At 66.8% G+C, this 20,115-nt stretch carries 22 protein-coding genes; 8 read left to right on the top strand and 14 right to left on the bottom strand.

Going from position 1 to position 20,115, the window contains the following annotated elements; all coding sequences use genetic code 11:
• Window positions 1–26: 26 nt before the first annotated feature.
• The 3 genes from cobS to ASE70_RS12175 all read left to right on the top strand — a co-directional run bounded on the left by cobS (window position 27) and on the right by ASE70_RS12175 (window position 2,061).
• Window positions 27–1,025 (top strand): cobaltochelatase subunit CobS, encoded by a 999-nt coding sequence (gene cobS, locus ASE70_RS12185; protein WP_056505186.1) that lies wholly within the window; start codon window positions 27–29, stop codon window positions 1,023–1,025.
• 234 nt (window positions 1,026–1,259) lie between these two features.
• Window positions 1,260–1,643: an acyl-CoA thioesterase gene (locus tag ASE70_RS12180; protein WP_056398615.1), complete on the top strand. Its 384-nt coding sequence runs from the start codon at window positions 1,260–1,262 to the stop codon at window positions 1,641–1,643.
• Window positions 1,644–1,767: 124 nt separating this feature from the next.
• Window positions 1,768–2,061 (top strand): hypothetical protein, encoded by a 294-nt coding sequence (locus ASE70_RS12175; protein ID WP_056002074.1) that lies wholly within the window; start codon window positions 1,768–1,770, stop codon window positions 2,059–2,061.
• Between the two features lie 67 nt (window positions 2,062–2,128).
• On the opposite strand, the gene ASE70_RS12170 is transcribed toward ASE70_RS12175, so the two are convergent.
• The gene (locus tag ASE70_RS12170; RefSeq protein WP_056505182.1) at window positions 2,129–2,836 is read right to left on the bottom strand and encodes a GNAT family N-acetyltransferase; all 708 of its coding nucleotides are present in this window, start codon (window positions 2,834–2,836) and stop codon (window positions 2,129–2,131) included.
• Window positions 2,833–4,656, bottom strand: a complete 1,824-nt coding sequence (locus ASE70_RS12165) for a hypothetical protein (protein ID WP_056505179.1) — start codon at window positions 4,654–4,656, stop codon at window positions 2,833–2,835. Before ASE70_RS12165 ends, ASE70_RS12170 begins: the two co-directional genes overlap by 4 nt.
• Before the next feature lie 94 nt (window positions 4,657–4,750).
• On the opposite strand from ASE70_RS12165, the gene ASE70_RS12160 reads away from it, so the two are divergent.
• Window positions 4,751–5,182 carry a GtrA family protein gene (locus ASE70_RS12160; protein WP_235519873.1) on the top strand — a complete coding sequence of 144 codons (432 nt, stop codon included), beginning with the start codon at window positions 4,751–4,753 and terminating at the stop codon, window positions 5,180–5,182.
• A 1-nt stretch (window position 5,183) separates the two neighbouring features.
• Window positions 5,184–5,906: a class I SAM-dependent methyltransferase gene (locus tag ASE70_RS12155; RefSeq protein WP_056398623.1), complete on the top strand. Its 723-nt coding sequence runs from the start codon at window positions 5,184–5,186 to the stop codon at window positions 5,904–5,906.
• A 243-nt stretch (window positions 5,907–6,149) separates the two neighbouring features.
• On the opposite strand, the gene ASE70_RS19895 is transcribed toward ASE70_RS12155, so the two are convergent.
• The 3 genes from ASE70_RS19895 to ASE70_RS12145 are packed head-to-tail and all read right to left on the bottom strand — an operon-like array spanning window position 6,150 to window position 8,485.
• Complete coding sequence (locus ASE70_RS19895; RefSeq protein ID WP_156347347.1) at window positions 6,150–6,326, bottom strand: hypothetical protein; 177 nt, start codon at window positions 6,324–6,326, stop codon at window positions 6,150–6,152.
• Between the two features lie 24 nt (window positions 6,327–6,350).
• Complete coding sequence (locus ASE70_RS12150) at window positions 6,351–7,568, bottom strand: ABC transporter permease (protein ID WP_056505176.1); 1,218 nt, start codon at window positions 7,566–7,568, stop codon at window positions 6,351–6,353.
• Entirely contained in the window at window positions 7,565–8,485 is a 921-nt protein-coding gene (locus ASE70_RS12145; RefSeq protein ID WP_056505173.1) for an ABC transporter ATP-binding protein, read from the bottom strand. The genes ASE70_RS12150 and ASE70_RS12145 overlap by 4 nt, the downstream gene beginning before the upstream one ends.
• A gap of 59 nt (window positions 8,486–8,544) precedes the next feature.
• On the opposite strand from ASE70_RS12145, the gene queG reads away from it, so the two are divergent.
• On the top strand, window positions 8,545–9,603 hold the full coding sequence (gene queG / locus ASE70_RS12140; RefSeq protein ID WP_056505169.1) for a tRNA epoxyqueuosine(34) reductase QueG: 1,059 nt from the start codon (window positions 8,545–8,547) through the stop codon (window positions 9,601–9,603).
• Between the two features lie 143 nt (window positions 9,604–9,746).
• Here queG and ASE70_RS12135 read toward each other — a convergent pair whose 3' ends face one another.
• The 3 genes from ASE70_RS12135 to ASE70_RS12125 form a co-directional block, all read right to left on the bottom strand.
• The gene (locus ASE70_RS12135; RefSeq protein WP_056505166.1) at window positions 9,747–11,174 is read right to left on the bottom strand and encodes a GGDEF domain-containing protein; all 1,428 of its coding nucleotides are present in this window, start codon (window positions 11,172–11,174) and stop codon (window positions 9,747–9,749) included.
• Window positions 11,175–11,217: 43 nt separating this feature from the next.
• Complete coding sequence (locus ASE70_RS12130) at window positions 11,218–11,880, bottom strand: peptidoglycan-binding protein (RefSeq protein WP_056505163.1); 663 nt, start codon at window positions 11,878–11,880, stop codon at window positions 11,218–11,220.
• A gap of 62 nt (window positions 11,881–11,942) precedes the next feature.
• Window positions 11,943–12,290 carry a hypothetical protein gene (locus ASE70_RS12125; RefSeq protein WP_156356196.1) on the bottom strand — a complete coding sequence of 116 codons (348 nt, stop codon included), beginning with the start codon at window positions 12,288–12,290 and terminating at the stop codon, window positions 11,943–11,945.
• A gap of 95 nt (window positions 12,291–12,385) precedes the next feature.
• Between ASE70_RS12125 and ASE70_RS12120 the strand changes: the two genes are divergently transcribed.
• Window positions 12,386–13,402, top strand: a complete 1,017-nt coding sequence (locus ASE70_RS12120) for a glycosyltransferase family 2 protein (protein WP_056505157.1) — start codon at window positions 12,386–12,388, stop codon at window positions 13,400–13,402.
• Between the two features lie 250 nt (window positions 13,403–13,652).
• Here ASE70_RS12120 and ASE70_RS12115 read toward each other — a convergent pair whose 3' ends face one another.
• The 4 genes from ASE70_RS12115 to ASE70_RS12100 all read right to left on the bottom strand — a co-directional run bounded on the left by ASE70_RS12115 (window position 13,653) and on the right by ASE70_RS12100 (window position 18,535).
• On the bottom strand, window positions 13,653–13,904 hold the full coding sequence (locus ASE70_RS12115; protein ID WP_056397994.1) for a ribbon-helix-helix domain-containing protein: 252 nt from the start codon (window positions 13,902–13,904) through the stop codon (window positions 13,653–13,655).
• Entirely contained in the window at window positions 13,901–15,730 is a 1,830-nt protein-coding gene (cobT, locus tag ASE70_RS12110) for a cobaltochelatase subunit CobT (RefSeq protein WP_056505152.1), read from the bottom strand. The genes ASE70_RS12115 and cobT overlap by 4 nt, the downstream gene beginning before the upstream one ends.
• A 357-nt stretch (window positions 15,731–16,087) precedes the next feature.
• The gene (locus tag ASE70_RS12105; protein WP_056505147.1) at window positions 16,088–18,178 is read right to left on the bottom strand and encodes a RelA/SpoT family protein; all 2,091 of its coding nucleotides are present in this window, start codon (window positions 18,176–18,178) and stop codon (window positions 16,088–16,090) included.
• A gap of 51 nt (window positions 18,179–18,229) precedes the next feature.
• The gene (locus ASE70_RS12100) at window positions 18,230–18,535 is read right to left on the bottom strand and encodes a CC_3452 family protein (protein ID WP_056505144.1); all 306 of its coding nucleotides are present in this window, start codon (window positions 18,533–18,535) and stop codon (window positions 18,230–18,232) included.
• Between the two features lie 139 nt (window positions 18,536–18,674).
• Between ASE70_RS12100 and ASE70_RS12095 the strand changes: the two genes are divergently transcribed.
• On the top strand, window positions 18,675–19,142 hold the full coding sequence (locus ASE70_RS12095) for a winged helix-turn-helix transcriptional regulator (protein ID WP_414881925.1): 468 nt from the start codon (window positions 18,675–18,677) through the stop codon (window positions 19,140–19,142).
• A gap of 25 nt (window positions 19,143–19,167) precedes the next feature.
• Here the strand turns inward: ASE70_RS12095 and ASE70_RS12090 are convergent, their stop codons facing one another.
• Entirely contained in the window at window positions 19,168–19,431 is a 264-nt protein-coding gene (locus ASE70_RS12090) for a DUF2061 domain-containing protein (protein ID WP_056397978.1), read from the bottom strand.
• Window positions 19,432–19,536: 105 nt separating this feature from the next.
• Window positions 19,537–19,935, bottom strand: coding sequence for an MAPEG family protein (locus ASE70_RS12085; RefSeq protein ID WP_056505140.1), 399 nt, complete (start codon window positions 19,933–19,935; stop codon window positions 19,537–19,539).
• Window positions 19,936–20,115: the final 180 nt, after the last annotated feature.

The following is a 20,115-nucleotide window of genomic DNA, read 5'->3' as shown; positions in this document are numbered from 1 at the left end:
CGGTGCGCCGACCGCGAAAGGCCCGCATGACCACCACCGATACCCCGCCCGAAGCCGCAACGACGATCCTGAGCGCTCCCGACCGGATGGTGAAGGCGCGCGACCTGTTCGGCATCGACAGCGATCTGGAAGTACCCGCCTTTTCGGTGGCCGACGAACGCGTGCCCGATGCCGATCCGGCCTATGTGTTCGATCCCGACACGACGCTGGCGATCCTTGCGGGCTTTGCGCACAACCGGCGGGTGATGGTGCAGGGCTATCATGGCACCGGCAAGTCGACGCATATCGAACAGGTCGCCGCACGATTGAACTGGCCGTGCATCCGCATCAACCTCGACGCGCATATCAGCCGTATCGACCTGATCGGGCGCGACGCGATCGTGCTGAAGGACGGGCAGCAGATCACCGAATTCCGCGAAGGGTTGCTGCCATGGGCGCTCCAGACGCCGACCGCTTTGGTGTTCGACGAATATGACGCCGGTCGCCCCGACGTGATGTTCGTGATCCAGCGCGTGCTGGAGACCGAAGGCAAGCTGACGCTGCTCGACCAGAATCGCGTGATCCGGCCCAACCCCTATTTCCGCCTGTTCGCGACGGCGAATACGGTGGGTCTGGGCGATACGTCGGGTCTGTATCACGGTACGCAGCAGATCAATCAGGGGCAGATGGACCGGTGGAACATCGTCGTCACGCTGAACTACCTGCCCGCCGCCACCGAAGCGCGGATCGTGCTCGCCAAGTCGGGCGAATATGACAAGGTCGGCGGCAAGGACGCGGTCGAAAAGATGGTGCGCGTCGCCGACATGACCCGTCGCGGATTCGTCAACGGCGATATCTCGACGGTGATGTCGCCGCGCACGGTCATCACCTGGGCGCAGAACGCGCTGATCTTCGGCGATGTCGGATTCGCGTTCCGGCTGTCGTTCCTGAACAAGTGCGACGAGGCGGAGCGGGCGCTGGTCGCCGAATATTATCAGCGGGTGTTCGGCAAGGATCTGCCCGAAAGCGTGGTGGCGAAGGCGTGATGTCGTCGTAGCCGTGCGTCGAGGCCCCTGGCGTACCCCCGCGCAGGCGGGGGTCCAGGGTTCCAAACGCGAACCGTTGTTCTGTTTGGCTCTGGACCCCCACCTGCGCGGGGGTACGGTGTCGGGCGTTTTGCACAGATTGCCTGCGCGGGTGCTTCTGTGAACTCGTGATCGAATGGTCGATACGGCGTGAGTTTCATTGACTCGCATGTCAGCAGGGCCCACCGTTTTTTCATGGCACATCAGCATCCGCTTGCCGTCGCGCCGGGCGACATCGACCATATGGGCCACGTCAACAACGCGGTGTACCTGTCGTGGGTGCAGGACGCGGTCGTCGCCTATTGGGAACGGGTCGCGCCGGCCGAAGCGGTGGCAAAGCATCTGTGGGTCGCGCTGCGCCACGAGATCACCTACCGCCGGCCTGCCTTCCTCGACGATACGATCGTCGCGACGGTGGTGGCGGAACGGGTCGAGGGGGTACGCGCCTATTTCTCGACGCTGATCAAGCGCGGCGAGGAAGTGCTGGTCGAGGTGCAGAGCACGTGGTGCTCGCTCGACGCCGCGACGAAACGCCCGGCGCGTCTGGCGCGCGACGTGGTGAACCGGTTCCTCCCCTAATTCCGATTTCGTTTTTTGCAATTGCGGTAAGAACCTGTGCAGTTGCGATACCGCGCTGCAACATGCACAACTCCGGCAACGAAACGACGCACGAGCGTCCATCCCAACCAGCCGGAGAAACATCATGCGCAGCTTTGCCGCCGCCGCCGCTTTTCGTGTCGCCCTCGTCGCAGCGGGCATGCTGATCCCGACGCTCGCCTCGGCGAACGAGATCGAGCGTGACGGCTACAAGTTCGACTATACCCGCAGCGTTGCCGACAATGGCGCGACGGTATTGTCGGGCACCGTCCTGACCAGCGGCGAGCCGTTCCGCCTCGAAGTGCGCGACCGCAACGTGTCGGGCGAAGTCGGTGGCCGTCCGGTCCGCTTCCGCATCGCCAAGCCGCTGTCGCCGGCGCAGCAGGTCGCTGCCCGCTAAGCGATCCGACCTCCACGGTCCGCGACGCCCGTCCCTGTAAAGGGGGCGGGCGTTTTGCGTTTGGGGATCAGTCGGGAGTGCGGATGACTTCCCACCGGCCGAGCGATTGGAACCCGGCCGACCGGGCGAGCGCGACCGATGCGTGATTGTCGGTCTGGCAGCGATATTGCGGCTCATGTCCCGACCCGACCGCATGGTCGGCGATCGCGGCGATGACAGTGCGGGCATGGCCGCGACCGCGCGCATCGGGCAAGGTTAGTACGCCGAGGTCGACAAGCGGACTTTCCCGCCATGGCACCATGCTGGCGGCGCAGATCAGGCGGTCGCCGTCGAAACTACCGAATACCGCCGCGTGATCGAATTCGACCCAAGCGTCGTCGCGGTCCTGCGGCGATGCCGATCGATAGAAGCGGTCGAAGGCATCGCGGTCGGCTTCGGTCAGGCGACGCACCGCGTCCGATGGTGCTTGCTCGAGGGGTCGATCGGCTGCGCGGTAGAACAGAAAGTCGGGGTCGTTCAGAACGATGCCGGAAGCTGCGAGTCGCGCGCGAACGTCCGGTAGCGGGAGTGGGTTGGCATCGAGCAGGCCAGCCCGCTCGGCGAGCGGCGGCTGGAGTGCAACTGCCGCCGTGCCGTCTTCGCGGGTCAGGATCATCGCTGCCCGAACCGTATCGAGTGAGGCATCGATCGTCAGCGACACCGCGCGATCATCGAACGCCTGCCGGCCGCCGCCGAACTGGTGTTGCCAATAAGCGAGGACGCGCAGCGGGATCATCGATACTCGATCCGCCACAGCCGGAGCGGCGACCCCTTGGGCAGCGCGACCGGGATCAGCCAGCCGGGCACCTTGTTATGGGCGAGCAGGTCGTAGAAGCCGCCCGGCGACCGCGCGCGATAGACGGTGGTTTCGGCCATGTTCGGGCAGGTCAGCAGATAGGTCGCGCCATGGCGGCGGGCGATGGTGCGGAAATTGTCCGGGTCGCCCTGAAACGCGTGATGCACGTCGAGGATCGCATCGCCGTTGCGGTGATAGGGGCCGGTGATGCCGTCATGATGGGTCGCGACGATCAGGCGCGGCCCCAGATCGACATGGGTGAACATCACCGCGGGGGGCAGGCGGTTCAGCGCCTGCAACGCGGGCAGGCTGGCGCAGCGGGCACCGGCGCGCAGTATCTGTTTCGTGCGGGCGTCCTGCGGCTTGATGCGGACATGGCTGGTCAGGCCGCTGTCCGGCAGCATCGACAGCAGCTTGCTGACCTGATCGACGAACAGGTTGCCGAGCAGGAGCAGCGAGATCACCGCCGCCGTGCCCAGCACCCGCACCGCCGCGCTCTTGCGCGACAGCAGCCACGGCACGACCACCCAGGCGAGCGCCACCGTTCCCGGAACCGCCAGCAGCTGCGCCGCCGGCCCCGAGCGGATCTGCCAGAACAGCATCGCCACCGCGAAGGTCGTGAACAGCGTCACGACCGCCCAGCCGACGAAATCGGCCGATCGGCGCGCGCGCCACGTGGCGAAGATCGCACCGAGCAGGCCGATGATCGGACCGGTCACGATCAGCAGGATGGTGCGGCCGGGCATGGTGTAGAGCGGTTTCGCCTCGCGGACGTTATTCAGCCAGGTGCGCGCCAGTTCCTCCGACACGCCCTCGGGCCGCGCGAGGCATTGCGGGAACAACGTCGCGAACGCACCGGCGAGCGCGCCGCCCGCGATCAGCGTCAGGATCAAGCGCAGCGGCCACGTTGCCGGCCCGATCCGGGCGATCAGCACCAGCAGCGCACCGCCCGCGACCACCGCCGACAGCCAGACCGGGGTCAGCGCATCGCAGCGCATCGCGTAATTGGCGTTGGAGGCAAAGGCGACGAACCCGATCGCGCTCGCGCCGGCTAGCGTCGCGCCATAGACGGTCAGCCGCCGCGCCTCCGCCCGGTCCCACACCCAGCACAACGCGACGATCGCGCCGGCCATCGCGCAATAGGGCAGGAGTTCGAGGCCGATGGTCAGCGACGCGGCCGAGGACAGGCCGACGACCATGCCGCCGCGGCCCTGCTTGCGATCGGCGATGCCGGCGACGGTCCAGGCGAGGCAAGCGAGCTGCCAGCCATGATGGTCGATGCGTTCGGGCATGAACATCAGCAACGTCGACGAACAGCCGAGCAGGAACAGCACCGCCAGCGGCCATGCGACCGGCGCGACCAGCCGCCGCACCGTCACCGACAGGGCGATCAGCGCCACCCCCATCGGCAGCAGCGGCGCGATGCCGACCGCCAGCTTTTCGGCCCAGACCGGCCCGGCAAAGGGTTTGAACAACAGGATCAGCCCGGCGATCGGCAGGTCGACCAGCCGCGACCAGTGGATGTCGAGCCCGCCCGGCGGGTTCAGCCGATATTGGCGCAAATCGTACCAGCCTTGCCCGCCCATCCATGCGCGGACCTGCATCAGCCGCATATTGTCATCGGTGTCGGACAGCGCCAGCCAGTGGACCGCATTCCACCGTTGCCACAGGAACCATGCCGCCATCACCACCCAGGCGAGCAGCAGCCAGCGCAGCCAGTGCCGGTCGAGGAAATGGCCCGTGGATGGAAGCCTGGTCAAAACTACTTTCCCCCGCGCCCGCCGCGATCTACGGCGGCTGTCCAGCCATGGTGGCAACAGCGGCGCTGTATCGGATGGCGCGCAAAGGACAAGGGTGGGCACGCGGGTGATCGCGCGGATCGAACGACTGATACCGGACGGGGTGCTGGGCCAATTGATCCGGTTCGGCATCGTCGGCGGGCTGTCGACGGTGATCTATGCGATCGTGTATCTGCCGCTCGTCGCCTATGTGCTGCCGACCGGCTATGCGTTCGTTGCGGTCGTGCCGGCGTTCATCGTCGCTGCCGCCTTCGGCTGGATCGCGCATGGCCGGTGGAGCTTTCGCGACCATGGCACGCGGTCGGGCGGTGCCGAACAGCCGATGAAGTTTCTGGCGGTGCAGGGGTTCGGCATGGTGCTGAACGGCCTGTTCACGTTCGGGCTGGTCGATCTGGCGGGCATGGCGCACTGGGTGCCGCTGGTCCCGGCGGTGCTGGTCACGCCCCTTGCTACCTTCGCGCTCAATCGTTCATGGGTATTCGGATAAGATGGACCGCATCGTTTACGACCGCATGGCGGCGCACGACTCGACGCACTGGTGGTATCGCGCGCGGCGCGAGATTTTGGCGGACTATGTCGAACGCTATGCCGGGTTGCAGCCGGGCGCGCGCATCCTCGAAATCGGGTGCGGCACGGGGCATAATTTGCCGATGCTGGGCAGTTTCGGCACGGTCGATGCGATCGAGATCGATCCGGCGGCGCGCGAGATCGCCAGCGAGCGGCTGGGCAAGCCGGTCGGCACCGCGCCGCTGCCGACGCTCGCCGGGGTCAGCGCGCACTATGACATGATCGCGGTGCTCGACGTGGTCGAGCATATCGAGGACGACGTCGCGACGTTTCGCGGCATGGCCGATCGGCTGGCACCGGGCGGCAAGATTTTGGTCACGGTGCCCGCGCATCAATGGATGTGGAGTGCGCACGACGTGGTGAACCATCATCACCGCCGCTATTCGAAGGCGACGCTGGCCAAGGCGATCGCCGACGCGGGCCTGAAGCACAATGGGTTGCGCTATTTCAACTCGCTGCTGTTTCCGGCGGCCGTCGCCGCGCGGGTCGCGGGCAAGATTCGCGGCAAGGACGACAGCGACGATTCGCCACCGCCCAAGATTCTGAACACGGCATTCGAGGCGATCTTCCGGCTGGAACGGCATCTGCTGGGGCGCGTGCCCATGCCGCCGGGGCTGTCGATCGTAACGCTGGTGACGAAGTAGGAGCGACCCCGGTTCAAGCCGGGAACGCTGCGAAGGTGCCGATCGCCGACCCTTGAACGTACCCCCGCGCAGGCGGGGGCCCAGGATCACGATCACAAACAGTTGTTTTGCGGGGCTCTGGACCCCCGCCTGCGCGGGGGTACGTGGGGCCACGTGCACGACGTTCGCAGGCGTCTCGGTCAGAGCCGGGGTGAGGAGGGGCCGTAGCTGCCCTTCTTTTCGAGTTATCGTTGGTATGACGGATCAACTTCGCCGACGTAGCAAGCGGGGAACGCCCCAGACCACCAACCAGCCGCATAATCCAGCGAGCAGCGCATTGGCTTCGCGTGAGCCGATCGTGATTTGCCACCGGTCGAGCAGCAACAGCAGCAGATAATAGGCCAACCCGGTCAGGACGCTGCAGAACAGTATCATGCGCATGGTGCTCGTCCCAATTGGCTCACCCTACCCCCGTCGGAACCACCGGAACTTCGGTCCCGCCGATTGCAGCACCCCGCGCCGGAACAGTCGCGCGCCGATCACGATCGTGATCGCCACCCACAGCAATTGCCACGCCAATGCGGCGATGTGCGGCCACCATTCGCCGCTGGTCGCGGCGCGGGCGGCCATGGCGAAGGGGCTGCTGAACGGGAAGACTTCGGCGGCCAGCGCGATCCAGCTGCCCGGCCGGCTGATCGCGGCGAACGCGAAGCCGAACATCGCCATCTGAAAGATGGTGATCGGCAGCGTCAGCATCTGGATTTCGCGCGGTGTCGATGCCTGCGCGCCGACGGTCAGGAACACCGAGCCGAGCAGCATATAGGCCATGGCAAAATACAGGATGTAGAGCAGCAGGAACCCCGGAAAACCGATGGCGGGGGCGATGTCGGTCAACCCGGAGACCAGCTGGGGCGGCAGCAACCTGCCGATATTGGCACCGACGGCGGCCCAGAAGGCGAGGAACAGCACCGCCACGCCGAACATGCCGAGCAGCTTGCCGAGGAACACCGATTCGAGCGGAACGGCGGCGGCCAGCACCTCGATCACCTTGTTCGATCGTTCCTCCGCCATCGTGCCGACCGCCTGTCCGGCCAGCATCAGCGTGACGACGAACAGCGTCACTACCGCGAAGAATCCGGCGGCTTTCTTGCCGCCGAGCGACGTGCTGTCGCGCTCGATCCGGGTGAATACCGGCGTCGACAGGCGCGCGTCGCCGAGGTTGGCACGTTGGTCGCGCACCGCTTGTTCGGCCAGCCCCGCCAGATAGGGGGCGGTCGTCGACACCAGGCTGGCATGGATCAGCTGCGGCCGGTCGAGCGGGCCATATAATACGGCCGGCACGTCGACATCGGGATCGGACAACAGCGCGCGTGCCTGAACCGCCGGATTGGCGTCCGGCGCGACGATCGCCAGCGTCGGCGGGCCGCTGTCGCGCGGGATGCTGGGACGGATCAGCGCGTCGGCGGTGCGCAGTCGCCGGGCGTCGGCGGGCGTGGCGATGGCGTAGATGCGGACCTTGTCCTCCGCGCTCTTGCCCACCGTCGCCGCGCCGATGCCGCCGATCGCGCCGAAACTGGCGAACAACAGCGGGGCGAGCAGGAAGACGAGGAACATCGGCGTCATCACCGTGGCGATGAAGTCGCGGCGGGCGATGGTCAGCGTCTGGCGGATCAGCCGGCTCATGCTGCCCGCTCCGCATCCGCTTCGCCGACGATCCGGACGAAGGCGTCGTGGAGCCCCGGTCGTTCGATCGACAGCCCCGCTATGCCATAGCCCGCGTCGATCAGCCGCACCAATATCCCCTCGATCCCTTCTGCCGGCAGGGTGAAGCGCCACCCGCCGCGTTCTTCGTGCGCATCGCCCGGCAACAGTGCGGCGATGCCGGGGGCCGGGCGGTGCGGCACATAATGCGCCTTCATCGGCAACATCGCGCGGGCATCGTCTACCGTCCCTTCGAAGCGGCGCTTGCCGCCGGCGATGATGCACAGCCGGTCGCACAGCCGTTCGGCATGCGCCATGACGTGCGTCGAGAACAGGATCGTCGCCCCGCGGTCGCGCTCGGCGCGGATCAGCGCCTCCAGCCGTTCCTGATTGACCGGATCGAGCCCGGAAAAGGGTTCGTCGAGGACGAGGAATTCGGGCTGGTGGACGACCGATCCCAGCAGCTGGACGAACTGCGCCATCCCCTTCGACAGCTTGCGGATCTTGCTGTCGATCGCATGGCCCAGGCCCGCCTGTTCCAGCATCACCGCCGCGCGCTTGCGCCCGACCGACCAGTCGAGCCCGCGCAGCGCGCCCATGAACGCAATCGCCTCGCGGGCCTTCATGCCCGGATACAGGCCGCGTTCCTCGGGCAGATAGCCGACCCGGTCGGAGGCATCGCGCGGTGCCGCGCGACCCAGCAGGGTGCGATGTCCTTCATCGGGTTCGATAATGCCGAGCAACATGCGCAGCGTCGTCGTCTTGCCCGCGCCATTGGGACCGAGCACGCCGTATACCGCGCCGTAGGGCACGTGCAGATCGATGCCGTCGACGACCCGCCGGTCGCCGAAGCGTTTGACCAGTCCGTCCGCGCTCAGCGCCCAATTTCCGTCCGGCAAACGAGATCCCCCTGAACGTCGCCCTTTAGCGCGCGTCGGATAGAGGGTAGCGGGGGGAGGTGACCGGAGACAAGGGCCAGCCGAGCGATATCGTCGCGCGTATTCGTGCCAAGGCGGCCGAATGCGGGTTCGTCGCGTGCGGCATCGCCCGTGCCGACGCCGCCCCGCGCACCGCCGAACGCCTGCGGGAGTGGCTGGACGAAGGGCGGCACGGGTCGATGATCTGGATGGAGGAGCGTAGCCAACAGCGCGGATCGCCCGCCGCGCTGTGGAGCGAGGTGCGGTCGGTGATCGCGCTGGGCATGAGCTATGCCCCCGCCGTCGATCCGCTGGCGCTGGCCGAGGTCGGGGATCGGGGGCGCATCTCGGTCTATGCGCAGGGCAGCGATTATCATGACGTGGTCAAGAAGGCGCTGAAGGCGCTCGGTCGTTGGCTGGCGCAGGAATCGGGCTGCGACCTGAAGGTCTTCGTCGATACCGCGCCGGTGATGGAAAAGCCGCTGTCCGAAGCGGCGGGGCTGGGGTGGCAGGGCAAGCACACCAATCTGGTCAGCCGCGACCATGGCAGCTGGCTGTTCCTTGGCGCGATCTATACCACGCTCGATCTGGCCCCCGATGTCGCGGCGCGCGACCGGTGCGGATCGTGCGATGCGTGCCAGCGGGCCTGCCCGACCGATGCGTTTCCCGCGCCGTACCGGTTGGATGCGCGGCGCTGCATCTCGTATCTGACGATCGAACATGCCGGACCGATCCCGGTCGAGCTTCGCGCGGGCGTGGGCAACCGCATCTATGGCTGCGACGATTGTCTGGCGGTGTGTCCGTGGAACAAGTTCGCCGATGCGGCCGCCGCCAACCGCGCCTTTGCCGGACGGGCGGAGTTCGCCGCGCCCCGGCTGGCCGACCTGATCGTGCTGGACGATGCCGGGTTTCGCGAGGTGTTTCGCGGATCGCCGATCAAGCGGATCGGGCGCAACCGGATGGTGCGCAACGCGCTGATCGCGGCGGGGAATAGCGGCGATCGTGCGCTGGTCGAACCGGTGCGGGCGGCCTGTGGCGATGCCGATGCGGTGGTGCGCGATGCGGCGGAATGGGCGCTGGCGCGGCTGGAGTCCGTTTGAAAATGCGTTGAGACGCATTTCGCGGCACCGGCCCGCTCCCCCACCCCACCACCCACGGCAGTATAATTGCATGGGTGGTGGGGTGGGGGAGCGGGCCGGTACCGCCTCGAAGCTCGCGCTCGCGCGAGCTTCCAAACAGACTCTTACGCCGCGTGCGCCAGTTCGGGTGCGTCGAGCCATTCGATGCGGTTCCGCCCGCTGCGTTTCGCGCGGTACATCGCTTCGTCGAGGCAGCGGAGCAGCGGTGCCGCGTCGGTGGGCGTGCGGGTGAGGTAGCAGGCACCGATGCTGGCAGTCGCGTGGATCGCGGTGCCGTGCCAGTCGACGCGCTGCGCGACGATCGCGCAGCGCAGTCGTTCGGCGGCATCCTGCGCGGCGGCGCGATCGGGTGCGGACAAGAGGACCGCGAATTCCTCACCGCCCAGCCGCCCGCACAGATCGTTTCCGCCGCACGCGTCGCGCAGCGTGGCGGCAGCGGCGCACAGCACCGCATCGCCCGCCGGATGGCCATATTGGTCGTTGATCGCCTTAAAATGGTCGAGGTCGAGCCACAGCAGCGCAAGGCCGTCGCCCGGCAGCGGGTTCAGCGTCAGCCGTCGCTGCAACTGCTGTTCGAACGCGCGGCGGTTGAGCAGGCCGGTCAGCCCGTCATGATCGGCCGCGTGGCGCAACTGGCGCAGCAGCGCGTCCTGTACCGCCATCGCGCTGCTGATCGTCAGCGGTACGAGGACGAGGAAGGCGACCGCGATCCGCACCGACAGCACCAGCCGGGGGATCGCCATGTCCTGCCCGATCGCGACGAGACCGAGGCCGATGGTAATGAGGCAGCCGGTGCCGAGCAGCATCGTCAGCACCGCGGTGATCGCGACCGGGTAGGTGAGCGCACACAGCAGCAAGGCGGGCATCGGGAACATGATGCTGCCCGGCCCGTCGAACTGCACTGCCGCGACGCACGACACGATCAGCGCAGCCGCCGGCCAGATCGGCGGTTCGGCGATTCGCGGTGGCTGGGCATCGGGGTGGCGCAGCGTCAGCAGGACCGGCAGCACGACCAGATAATTGACCAGCTCGCTCGCCGGCCATGTCATCAGCGTCTGGCTGGCCGATCCGCCGAATTCGACCACGACCAGCACCGCGCCGATCAACGCTGCGACGAAGCATGCCGGGATCAGCCCCGCAAGGATGCGCAGCACCGAATGAATGCGCTCAAGCCGCAGGTCGGCGGGATCGAGCCGTCGCAACGCCACCGTCGCCGCGAAGGTGCCAGCGGTATTGGCGAGCGCGAAGAACGCGGACAGCCCCATATTGCGGTCGAACAACAGGTCGGTGGCAACGAAGCCGACAAACGCGCCGGCCCAGCCCGACGGCCGGAACAGGCGCGGCACCCGCAGCATCAACCCGACAAGGATCGCGTTGGCGGGCCAGAAGGCGACCGAAAAAGCGTGACGCGTCAGCAACCCGATCAGCGCCCCGCCTGCTACCATGGCCGCGACCAGCAAGAAACAGCGCAGCGCCGCCCCGCCGGGTACGGCACGCGCCGATATCGGCAGGGGCAGGGCGGAGGACGACATGGCCGGGAACGCTACGCCGCAGAGATGAAGAATCGGTAACCCTTTACGTCAGCCCGCTCTCCCGACGGACGCTCGCCAGTTCGGCATTGCGCCGGCCCTGCAGGTGCGCCCAGTCGCGAAACGTCCAGTCGCCGCCCCAGATCAGCCCCTCGGCCTTCCCCGCCGCGCCCAGCGCACGGAAGAAGACATGGCATTCGGGCTCGGTCCAGTACCAGCGGTCGTCGACCAGATCGGCGGCCCATGCGGCGGGCAGGCCGTCGGGCGTCTGCGCGTTGTGGAAACTGAAGCCGACCTGCGTCACCCCCTCGCGCAGCAACCGCCGCTGAACCGCGACCGATCGCCAGCCATAGACGATGGTCGGGCGCAGACCGTCGCGCTTCAGCGCAGCGATCACGCGGACGATGCGGCTGCGGAAGCGGGGATGGAGGCTGGCGAGCTTGCGCTCCTGTGGCCAGTTGCGACTGTCGCCGTCCCATGTCGCGCGCGCATTGGTTAGATGGGCGATGGTCTGCCCGCCGGGATCGATCCGGCCATCGGCTTCCACGCCGAACCGGTCCTGCGCGGTGCGGATCGCGGTAATCAGGCGCAGCCCGGCAAGGCCATCGACCGCGCCGGGATCGATGCCGATCCGCAGCAGCAGCCATTGAATGGCACGGACATCGTCCACGCGATTGGTGCCGTCCTCGCCGACGCTCGCTTCAATCATCGTTTCCGCTCCCCGTTGCCGTGGTTCGGGGTGGCAAGCGAAATCCTACATCGCAAGCCGGATCATTTCGTCCGTGCCCGTGCCGCATCGACCTGACCGCGCAATGCCAGCGTGCGGTCGGCCAGTGCAGGGGCGTTCAGCGCGATCGGTCCGCCCTGGCGATATTGGCGGTTGAGCCGGTCGATGATCGCGCTCTGGACCAGCAGTTCCCGCGCCTCGGCCCGGGTCAGGTCGCCGCGGCGTCGTCCGTCGCGGATCGACCGGTTGATATCGCCCAGATCGCTGGCGACCAGCGACGTGGCCGGCGGGGGCACCGGCACCTCGCGCACGGCGGATCGGCCTCCGTCCCAGATTTGTGCGCCCACGGGTGCAGCGAAGATCAGCAACAGGAACGGAAGGGCGGCACGCATCGGCATTCCTCCATCGACACCTGATCCTAACCGGGATGCGGCATCCGCGCCATCCGGCTTTTCCAACCGCGTCGCATGGAGTAACGCAGCCGCCCATGATCCGTCCCGCGCTCTCCATCGTCGTCCCCTGTTATAACGAGGCCGCGTGCCTCGACACGCTGCATGCCCGCATTTCGGCGGCGGCGCAGGCGGTGGTGGGCGACGATCACGAGATCGTTCTGGTCAATGACGGGTCGCGCGACCAAAGCTGGGCGGTGATGGAACGGCTGGCGGCGGCCGATCCGCGGCTGGTCGCGATCAACCTGTCGCGCAATCACGGGCATCAGCTGGCACTCACCGCCGGGCTGGACCTGTGCGCGGGCGAACGCATCCTGATCATCGATGCCGATCTGCAGGACCCGCCCGAATTGCTCGGGCCGATGCTGGAGACGATGGCGGCCGAGGGGGCCGACGTGGTCTATGCCGTACGGCGCAAGCGCGAGGGCGAGACCTTCTTCAAGAAACTGACCGCCGCCGCCTTCTACCGCGTGCTCGACCGGGTGACCGATACGCCGATCCCGCTCGATACCGGCGATTTCCGGTTGATGACGCGGCGGGCGCTCGACGCATTCCTGAGCCTGCCCGAACAGGCGCGCTTCATCCGCGGCATGGTGGCGTGGGTCGGATTCCGGCAGGTGCCGTTCCCCTATGACCGCGACGAACGGCTGGCGGGCGAGAGCAAATATCCGCTGGGCAAGATGATCGGGTTCGCGCTGGACGCGGTGACCGGCTTCTCGACCGCGCCGCTGCGCCTTGCCAGTCATTTGGGGCTGGTGCTGACCGCGCTGTCGCTGCTGCTGTTCGCCTATATCGCGATCGGCTGGTTGTCGGGCAGCGCGGTGCAGGGGTGGACGTCGACGATGCTGGTCGTCGTGTTCCTCGGCGCGGTGCAGATGTTCGTGCTGGGGATGATCGGCGAATATCTGGGGCGGCTATATGTCGAGTCGAAACGGCGGCCGCTGTATTTGGTCGCCGACGTCGCCGGGCCGGTGAAGGGGCGGGCGAGCCTTGGCTATCGTTCGGGTGATCGGGGCGAGGTCACCGTGTCTCCGATTTTGCCGGATCAGCAGTAGAAGGCTGGTTCACGCGGAGGCGCGGAGGCGCGGAGAAGGAAGAAGAGAGTTTTCGCGCAGAGGCGCAGAGGCGCGGAGGGGTTGCGTTGGGGCCATCTCCCGCGATCGGGAGACCTCATCTCTGGCAGCAAAGAGCGATAAAGCCGCTTTCGCGGCGTGACTTGCCCGAGTTCGCAACGCCTCTGCGCCTCTGCGCCTCTGCGCGAAAACTCTCTTCTTCTCGTCTCCGCGCCTTCGCGTGAAAACAAACTTACCCAGCGCCAACCTCGCCCAGCAACCAGGACCGGATCGCGCTCGCGAGGTTGGGCGGATCGTCGCCCTCGATCCGCACCGCGTCGATCGCCGCGACCAGTGCCGATAGCGGCAGCGACCGTCGTGTCGCCGCCGCCTCCAACGCGGTCCAGAAGCCGGGTTCGAGGCTGATCGAGGTCGCGTGGCCGGCGATGGTGATCGACCGTTTGACCGGCCCGCGAAAGCCGCCGGGCGGGGCGGTCGGCTTCATGGCGTGTCGAAGAGCGACGCCAACTGCTCGATCATCGTCCCCGCCAACTGCTCGGCGTCCATGATCGTGACGGCGCGGGCATACCAGCGGGTCACGTCATGGCCGATGCCGATCGCGACCAGTTCGACCGGCGACTTGCCTTCGATCCACGCGATCACCTGTCGCAGATGCCGTTCCAGATAGCTGCCCGAATTGACCGACAGCGTCGAATCGTCGACCGGCGCGCCATCGGAGATGACCATCAGCACCTTGCGGTCCTCGGGTCGCGCCAGCAGACGGCCATGCGCCCAGAGCAGCGCCTCGCCGTCGATATTTTCCTTCAGCAGCCCTTCGCGCATCATCAGACCGAGCGACTTTTTGGCGCGGCGCCACGGTTCGTCGGCCTGTTTGTAGACGATGTGGCGGATGTCGTTGAGGCGACCGGGCTGGGGCGGGCGACCGGCGGCGAGCCACGATTCGCGGGCTTGCCCCCCCTTCCACGCGCGCGTCGTGAAGCCGAGAATCTCGACCTTCACCCCGACGCGCTCCAGCGTGCGGGCAAGGATGTCGGCGCTGATCGCGGCGATGCCGATCGGGCGGCCGCGCATCGACCCCGAATTGTCGATCAGCAGGGTGACGACGGTGTCGCGAAATTCGGTATCGCGCTCGATCTTGTAGCTGAGCGACTGCGCCGGGTTGATGACGACGCGCGCCAGCCGCGCGGCATCGAGCATCCCTTCTTCCTGATCGAAGTCCCATGACCGCGATTGTTGCGCCATCAACCGGCGTTGCAGCCGGTTGGCGAGCTTCGTCACCACCCCCTGCAGCTGCACCAGCTGCTGGTCGAGATAGGCGCGCAGCCGTTCGAGTTCGTCGGCTTCGCACAATTCGGTCGCGGCGATCACTTCGTCATATTTGGTGGTGAAGGCACGATATTCGAATTGCGCGTTCAGGTCGGCGAAGGGGCGGTTCGGCCGGACGGGCATCATGCCACCTTCGTCCTCGCCATCGGCCATGTCGTCGCCTTCGGCGTCGATGTCCTCGGACAGGTCGTCGGACTGACCATCGGACTGTTCGTCGCTGCGATCCTCGCCGCGTGCCTCGACCTGACCTTTGCCGCCCTGCTGTTCGCCCGAATCGTCGCCGTCGTCCTCGGGGGTCTGTTCGTCTTCCCCTTCCGAATCGTCGCCGCCGTCATCGGCCTGTTCGGGCTCGATCTCGCCCTCGACCAGTTCGAGGTCCTCGAGCAGGCGGGTGATGCCGCGCGCGAAGGCGGCCTGATCGGCGACCAGTCCGGCAAGGTTGTCGAGCTGCGCGCCGGCGCGCTGTTCGATCCAGTCGGTGATGAGCGCCATGCCCGGCGCGGCCGCAGCGGGCGGGGCACGACCGGTCAGCCGTTCGCGCACCAGCATCTGCACCGCGGTCGACAGCGGCACTTCGGCGCGGGTGCGGGCGCGGGTGATCGGGTCGGAGCGCATGCGCATGGTCAGCGCATGGTCGAGATTGTCGGCGATGCCGTCATAACCGGCCGACCCCAGCGCATCGATCCGCGCCTGTTCGACCGCGTCATAGACCGCGCGCGCCACTGCATCGCCCGGCGCGGTCCGGGCGTGGAGCGCGGCATTGTGATGGCGCATGCGCAACGCGAAGCCGTCGGCATGGCCGCGCGCCTCGGCCACCTGATCGGCGGGCAGCGCGCGGGCGGGCATCGGCACCTTGATATGCTTGCCCGACGCGGTCGGCGCGTCGGCGGTAAACGCCAGTTCGACCTCGGGTTCGTCGGCGATCGCGCGCGACGTGCCGCGCAGGACGTCGCGAAACCGGTCGAGCGGGGATTCCTGTGCCATGGCTGTGCTTTGGGGATTGCTCGCCGCAAGGGCAAGGGGAGAAGCTCCTCCCCGGTACGGCGAGGGGGACCGCGCCCCCAGGGCGGGGTGGAGGGGGCGGGCCACGAACGCAACCGTTCCGTATGCCGACACCCCCCTCCACCAGCTTCGCTGGTTCCCCTCCCCGTGCCGGGGAGGAAGTTAGTGCCAATCCTCCCCACATCGTGGGGAGGGGGACCATGCGCAGCATGGTGGAGGGGGAGGGCCGCTAACGAAGCCGTTGCGTCTGGGGCGACGCCCCTCCACCACGCCCTGCGGGCGCGGTCCCCCTCCCCATGGAATGGGGAGGATTTGGTCGCGCCAACGCCTACCGGGGATCTAGCCGCGTTCCGCCTTGTTCACCGCATCGGCCGCACGCAGGCCGGCAAGCAGTTTCATCAGATGCGCGGCGTCGCGCACCTCCACGTCGATGGTGTTGGTGTGGAAGGTCGTGTCGCGATTGTCGAGCCGTAGCCCGAGGATGTTCGCGCGGTGGCCGCCGATGACGGTCGCCACCGCACCCAGCGCGCCGGGTTCGTTCTTCAGCGTGACCGCGATGCGGGCGGTGGCACCTTCGGCATTGTCGCCCCACGTCAGATCGATCCAGTGATGCGGGTCGATCGCCTCGATCGTCTCGCAGCCGATTTCATGCACCTCGAACCGGCCGTCGCCGCGGCGGATGCCGATGATGCGGTCGCCCGGCACCGGGTGGCAGCAGGTGGCGAGGTCGTAGCCGACGCCGGCGGTCAGCCCCTTGATCTCGATCGGTGCGCGCTGCGCCGGGATCGGTTCGATCTTCGGGTCGGCGATGGCCCCGGGCATGACCGCCTCCATCACCGCTTCGTCGGTCAGCTTGCCGTGCGCCAGACATTCGAACAGCGTCGCTTCGTCGGCGATCTTCAGCCGCTTCAGCCCTTCCGCCAGCGCGTCGACGCCGGGCGGGACCGGCAGGCGCGCGATCAGTTCCTGATACAGCCGCTTGCCGAGCGCCGCCGTCTCGTCGCGTTCGCGTAGGCGGATATAGCGGCGGATGGCGGCGCGGGCCTTGCCGGTGATCGCGAAGTTCAGCCAGTTGGCCTGCGGACGCTGCGCCTTCGACCGCAGGATCTGCACCTGATCGCCGTTCTTCAGTTCGGTGCGTAAGGGAACGACGCCGCCATTGACCTTCGCGCCCACCGCCTGATCGCCGAGATCGGTATGCACCGCATAGGCGAAATCGATCGGCGTCGCGCCCTTGGGCAACTGATGCAGTTCGCCCTTGGGCGTGAAGGCGAAGATGCGATCGGCATACATCGCCATGCGGGTATGTTCGAGCAGCTCTTCGGGACTCTCGGCATTGTCCAGGATCTCGACGAGGTCGCGAATCCAGCGGACCTGCGTATCGGGGCGCACCGCATCCTGCTTGTATGCCCAGTGCGCCGCCAAGCCGAACTCGGCCTGCGCATGCATCTCGCGGGTGCGGATCTGCACCTCGATCCGCATGTTTTCGGCATGGATGACGGCGGTGTGCAGCGATCGATAGCCGTTGCGCTTGGGCGTCGAGATATAATCCTTGAACCGCCCCGGCACCATCGGCCAGCGCCGATGGATGATGCCGAGCGCGCGGTAGCATTCCTCTTCGCTGTCGACGATCGCGCGGAAGGCGACAATGTCCGACAGTTGTTCGAGGGTGACGTGGCGCTCCGACATCTTGCGCCAGATCGAATAAGGATGCTTGCGCCGGCCCGATACTTCGGCAGTAATGCCGTGACGGTCGAGCATCGTCTTCAGGTCGCCGCCGATCTTGGCGACACGGTCGCCGCCGCCTTCCTCCAGTTGTTCGAGGCGGCGGGTGATCGATTCATATGCCTCGGGTTCGATCTCGCGAAATGCCAGCGTCTGCATTTCGTTCATGAACTCGTACATGCCGATCCGCTCGGCGAGCGGCGCGTAGATATCCATCGTCTCGCGCGCGATCCGCTTGCGCTTCTCGGGCTTCGCGATGTGATGGAGCGTGCGCATGTTGTGCAGCCGATCGGCCAGCTTCACCAGCAGCACACGGATGTCGTCGGACATGGCGAGCAGGAACTTGCGCAGATTCTCGGCGGCGCGCTCGTTCTCGGTCTGCGCCTCGATCTTGCTGAGCTTGGTCACGCCTTCGACCAGTCGCGCGACGTTGACCCCGAACTTGGCCTGGATTTCCTCGTGCGTCGCCACGGTATCCTCGACCGTGTCGTGCAGGATCGCGGTCGCGATCGTCTCGTCGTCGAGGTGCAGGTCGGTCAGGATGCCGGCCACCTCGATCGGGTGGCTGAAATACGGGTCGCCCGATGCCCGCTTCTGGCTGCCATGCGCGTGCATCGAAAAGACATAGGCGCGGTTCAGCAGCGCCTCGTCCGCGTCCGGGTCGTAGGTCTTGACCCGCTCCACCAATTCATACTGCCGCAGCATGCGATCTAGATGGAGCGGGCCGGGGCGGCTTTGCAACCGTTTTCGCGTCGATCAGGCACCTTTGGCGCGGATGTTGCATTTTGCGAGTTGTTCCGGCGGAAATGCGGTGCCGTTGGCGGTGAAGGCGGCAAGCGGGCCGAGCTGCGCGGCGGCGAGCTGGCACATGGTCAGGTGGCTGCCCTCGCCGCGCGGGGTGGCGCAACGCTCGGCCGAGCATTTCCACAGCGTGCTGCGGGTCAGGATCGTGTCGACGGCCGGCGCGGTCGCCGGCACGGCGCTGTAGCCGCGGTTCGGCTGTGCTGCGGCGGCGAAGGGCAGGGTCAGCGCAGCGGCGGTTAGCAGGGCGAGCATCTTCATGGGCAACGGCTCCATCTCGAATTAAGGTGTGCTGCGCCTAATCTACATGAATGTAAGTTGCAAGTTGCGATGTTTGCTGCGGTAGCGAGAGAAGTGCTATTCCTTTGCCCGTCGTCATGCGCTAGAATCGGAGCGGATGATGACCGTCCTTCGAGAACCGCTACGCGACCTTGCCAATCAGTGCAGCCTGCCCGCCGCGCTGGAGGCGATGGGCGAACGCTGGTCGTTCCTGATCCTGCGCGCATCGTTCAACGGGTTGTCGCATTTTGAAGAGTTCCAGTCGGAACTCGGGATCGCGCGCAACATCCTCGCCAACCGGCTGTCGCGGCTGGTCGGGCACGGCATCCTCGAACGGCGCGCCGTCGAGAGCGATCGTCGCAAGATCGAATATCGCCTGACCGAAAAGGGCTATGCGCTGCAACCGACCATGGTCGCGCTGCGGCAATGGGGTGAGCGGTGGGAAACCGGCGTGGCGGCGACGCCGGTACTGGTCGACGCCCGCGACCATCGCCCGGTGCAGCCGGTTGCGGTGTGCAGCCATGACGGGCGGGTGCTGGGCAAGGGCGATCTGATCTGGTCGCTTGAGGAAGACGTGGTCCGCGACTGACCGGCCCGGTCGGTCGCCAAGGAGGTCAGCTCGCCGGCAGGGTCGGGGCGTCGGTGGTCGCGGCGGGATCGGCGCGATGGCCCCAGCGGACCAGCGACCATGCGCGCTCGTGGAAGTAGAACAGCGTAATCTTGGTCAGTACTTCGGTTCCGGCGATCGCCCCGGCCAGCTTCGCCGAGCCCGAGAACAACAGTCCCAGCAGGAAGGTGTCGATCGATCCGACCGTCCGCCACGACACCGCCTTCACGAAGCTGCGCGGATGGCTTTCCAGACCCTTGAACACGAACATGACGCCGACGCTCCCACCGCGGTGGATCGCGGTACGGCGCGAAGCTGCGGCAATCGATCGCAGCGGCGTAGCGAGATTATGTTCTGACGGACGAAGTGCCGCTTGTCACAGCAGCCGGATCAGCATCAGCAACAGCCCGAGCATCGACGCGAGCCACGCCATGCTGCGCACATAGGGCACGCCGAACAGATAGAGCGGATGATAGACGATGCGCGCCGCGAACCACAGGATCGCGCCGGTCGCGCCCAGCCCGCCGGTACGGCCGCTGACCGCCAGCGCGAGCGCCAACGCGATGAAGGCGGGATAGCTTTCCTTGAGATTGTCGAGCGCGCGCTGCGCCCGGCCGGCCATTACCCCCTTGGGCGCATTGTCGCCGTCGCGGGGGCCGGCATTCCATTTCGTGCCCCGCTCCCTGGTCGCGAACCGGCCTTGCAGCAGGATCGCGATGGTCAGCAGCACCACCGACCAGCCGAGCAGGGTGAGTTCGATCGGCAAATTGGTCATCGGCGCGCTCCGCTGTGGTTGTGCGCTATAGCGATGGGTGTGGGCGCGGGTTCCATGAGGGACGCTCCCCTCCCTTGAACAAGGGGACTGTTTACACGAGGCGCGTTTTGGATTCTTCTGTGTTCCTTTGATTTGGGACGGGGAGGATAGGATGCGTTGTCCAGCGTGCGAGGGGACCGA

The organism is Sphingomonas sp. Leaf22, from assembly GCF_001421715.1.
Classification (GTDB): Bacteria; Pseudomonadota; Alphaproteobacteria; order Sphingomonadales; family Sphingomonadaceae; genus Sphingomonas.
This window is presented reverse-complemented; position numbering and strand designations above follow the sequence as displayed.

Bases quoted from the DNA above. Each gene is read 5' to 3' on its own strand.
- cobS (WP_056505186.1), top strand. From the start codon at position 27: ATGACCACCACCGATACCCCGCCCGAAGCCGCAACGACGATCCTGAGC.
- ASE70_RS12180 (WP_056398615.1), top strand. From the start codon at position 1,260: ATGGCACATCAGCATCCGCTTGCCGTCGCGCCGGGCGACATCGACCAT.
- ASE70_RS12175 (WP_056002074.1), top strand. From the start codon at position 1,768: ATGCGCAGCTTTGCCGCCGCCGCCGCTTTTCGTGTCGCCCTCGTCGCA.
- ASE70_RS12170 (WP_056505182.1), bottom strand. From the start codon at position 2,836: ATGATCCCGCTGCGCGTCCTCGCTTATTGGCAACACCAGTTCGGCGGC.
- ASE70_RS12155 (WP_056398623.1), top strand. From the start codon at position 5,184: ATGGACCGCATCGTTTACGACCGCATGGCGGCGCACGACTCGACGCAC.
- ASE70_RS19895 (WP_156347347.1), bottom strand. From the start codon at position 6,326: ATGCGCATGATACTGTTCTGCAGCGTCCTGACCGGGTTGGCCTATTAT.
- ASE70_RS12150 (WP_056505176.1), bottom strand. From the start codon at position 7,568: ATGAGCCGGCTGATCCGCCAGACGCTGACCATCGCCCGCCGCGACTTC.
- ASE70_RS12135 (WP_056505166.1), bottom strand. From the start codon at position 11,174: ATGTCGTCCTCCGCCCTGCCCCTGCCGATATCGGCGCGTGCCGTACCC.
- ASE70_RS12130 (WP_056505163.1), bottom strand. From the start codon at position 11,880: ATGATTGAAGCGAGCGTCGGCGAGGACGGCACCAATCGCGTGGACGAT.
- ASE70_RS12125 (WP_156356196.1), bottom strand. From the start codon at position 12,290: ATGCGTGCCGCCCTTCCGTTCCTGTTGCTGATCTTCGCTGCACCCGTG.
- ASE70_RS12120 (WP_056505157.1), top strand. From the start codon at position 12,386: ATGATCCGTCCCGCGCTCTCCATCGTCGTCCCCTGTTATAACGAGGCC.
- ASE70_RS12115 (WP_056397994.1), bottom strand. From the start codon at position 13,904: ATGAAGCCGACCGCCCCGCCCGGCGGCTTTCGCGGGCCGGTCAAACGG.
- cobT (WP_056505152.1), bottom strand. From the start codon at position 15,730: ATGGCACAGGAATCCCCGCTCGACCGGTTTCGCGACGTCCTGCGCGGC.
- ASE70_RS12105 (WP_056505147.1), bottom strand. From the start codon at position 18,178: ATGCTGCGGCAGTATGAATTGGTGGAGCGGGTCAAGACCTACGACCCG.
- ASE70_RS12100 (WP_056505144.1), bottom strand. From the start codon at position 18,535: ATGAAGATGCTCGCCCTGCTAACCGCCGCTGCGCTGACCCTGCCCTTC.
- ASE70_RS12095 (WP_414881925.1), top strand. From the start codon at position 18,675: ATGACCGTCCTTCGAGAACCGCTACGCGACCTTGCCAATCAGTGCAGC.
- ASE70_RS12090 (WP_056397978.1), bottom strand. From the start codon at position 19,431: ATGTTCGTGTTCAAGGGTCTGGAAAGCCATCCGCGCAGCTTCGTGAAG.
- ASE70_RS12085 (WP_056505140.1), bottom strand. From the start codon at position 19,935: ATGACCAATTTGCCGATCGAACTCACCCTGCTCGGCTGGTCGGTGGTG.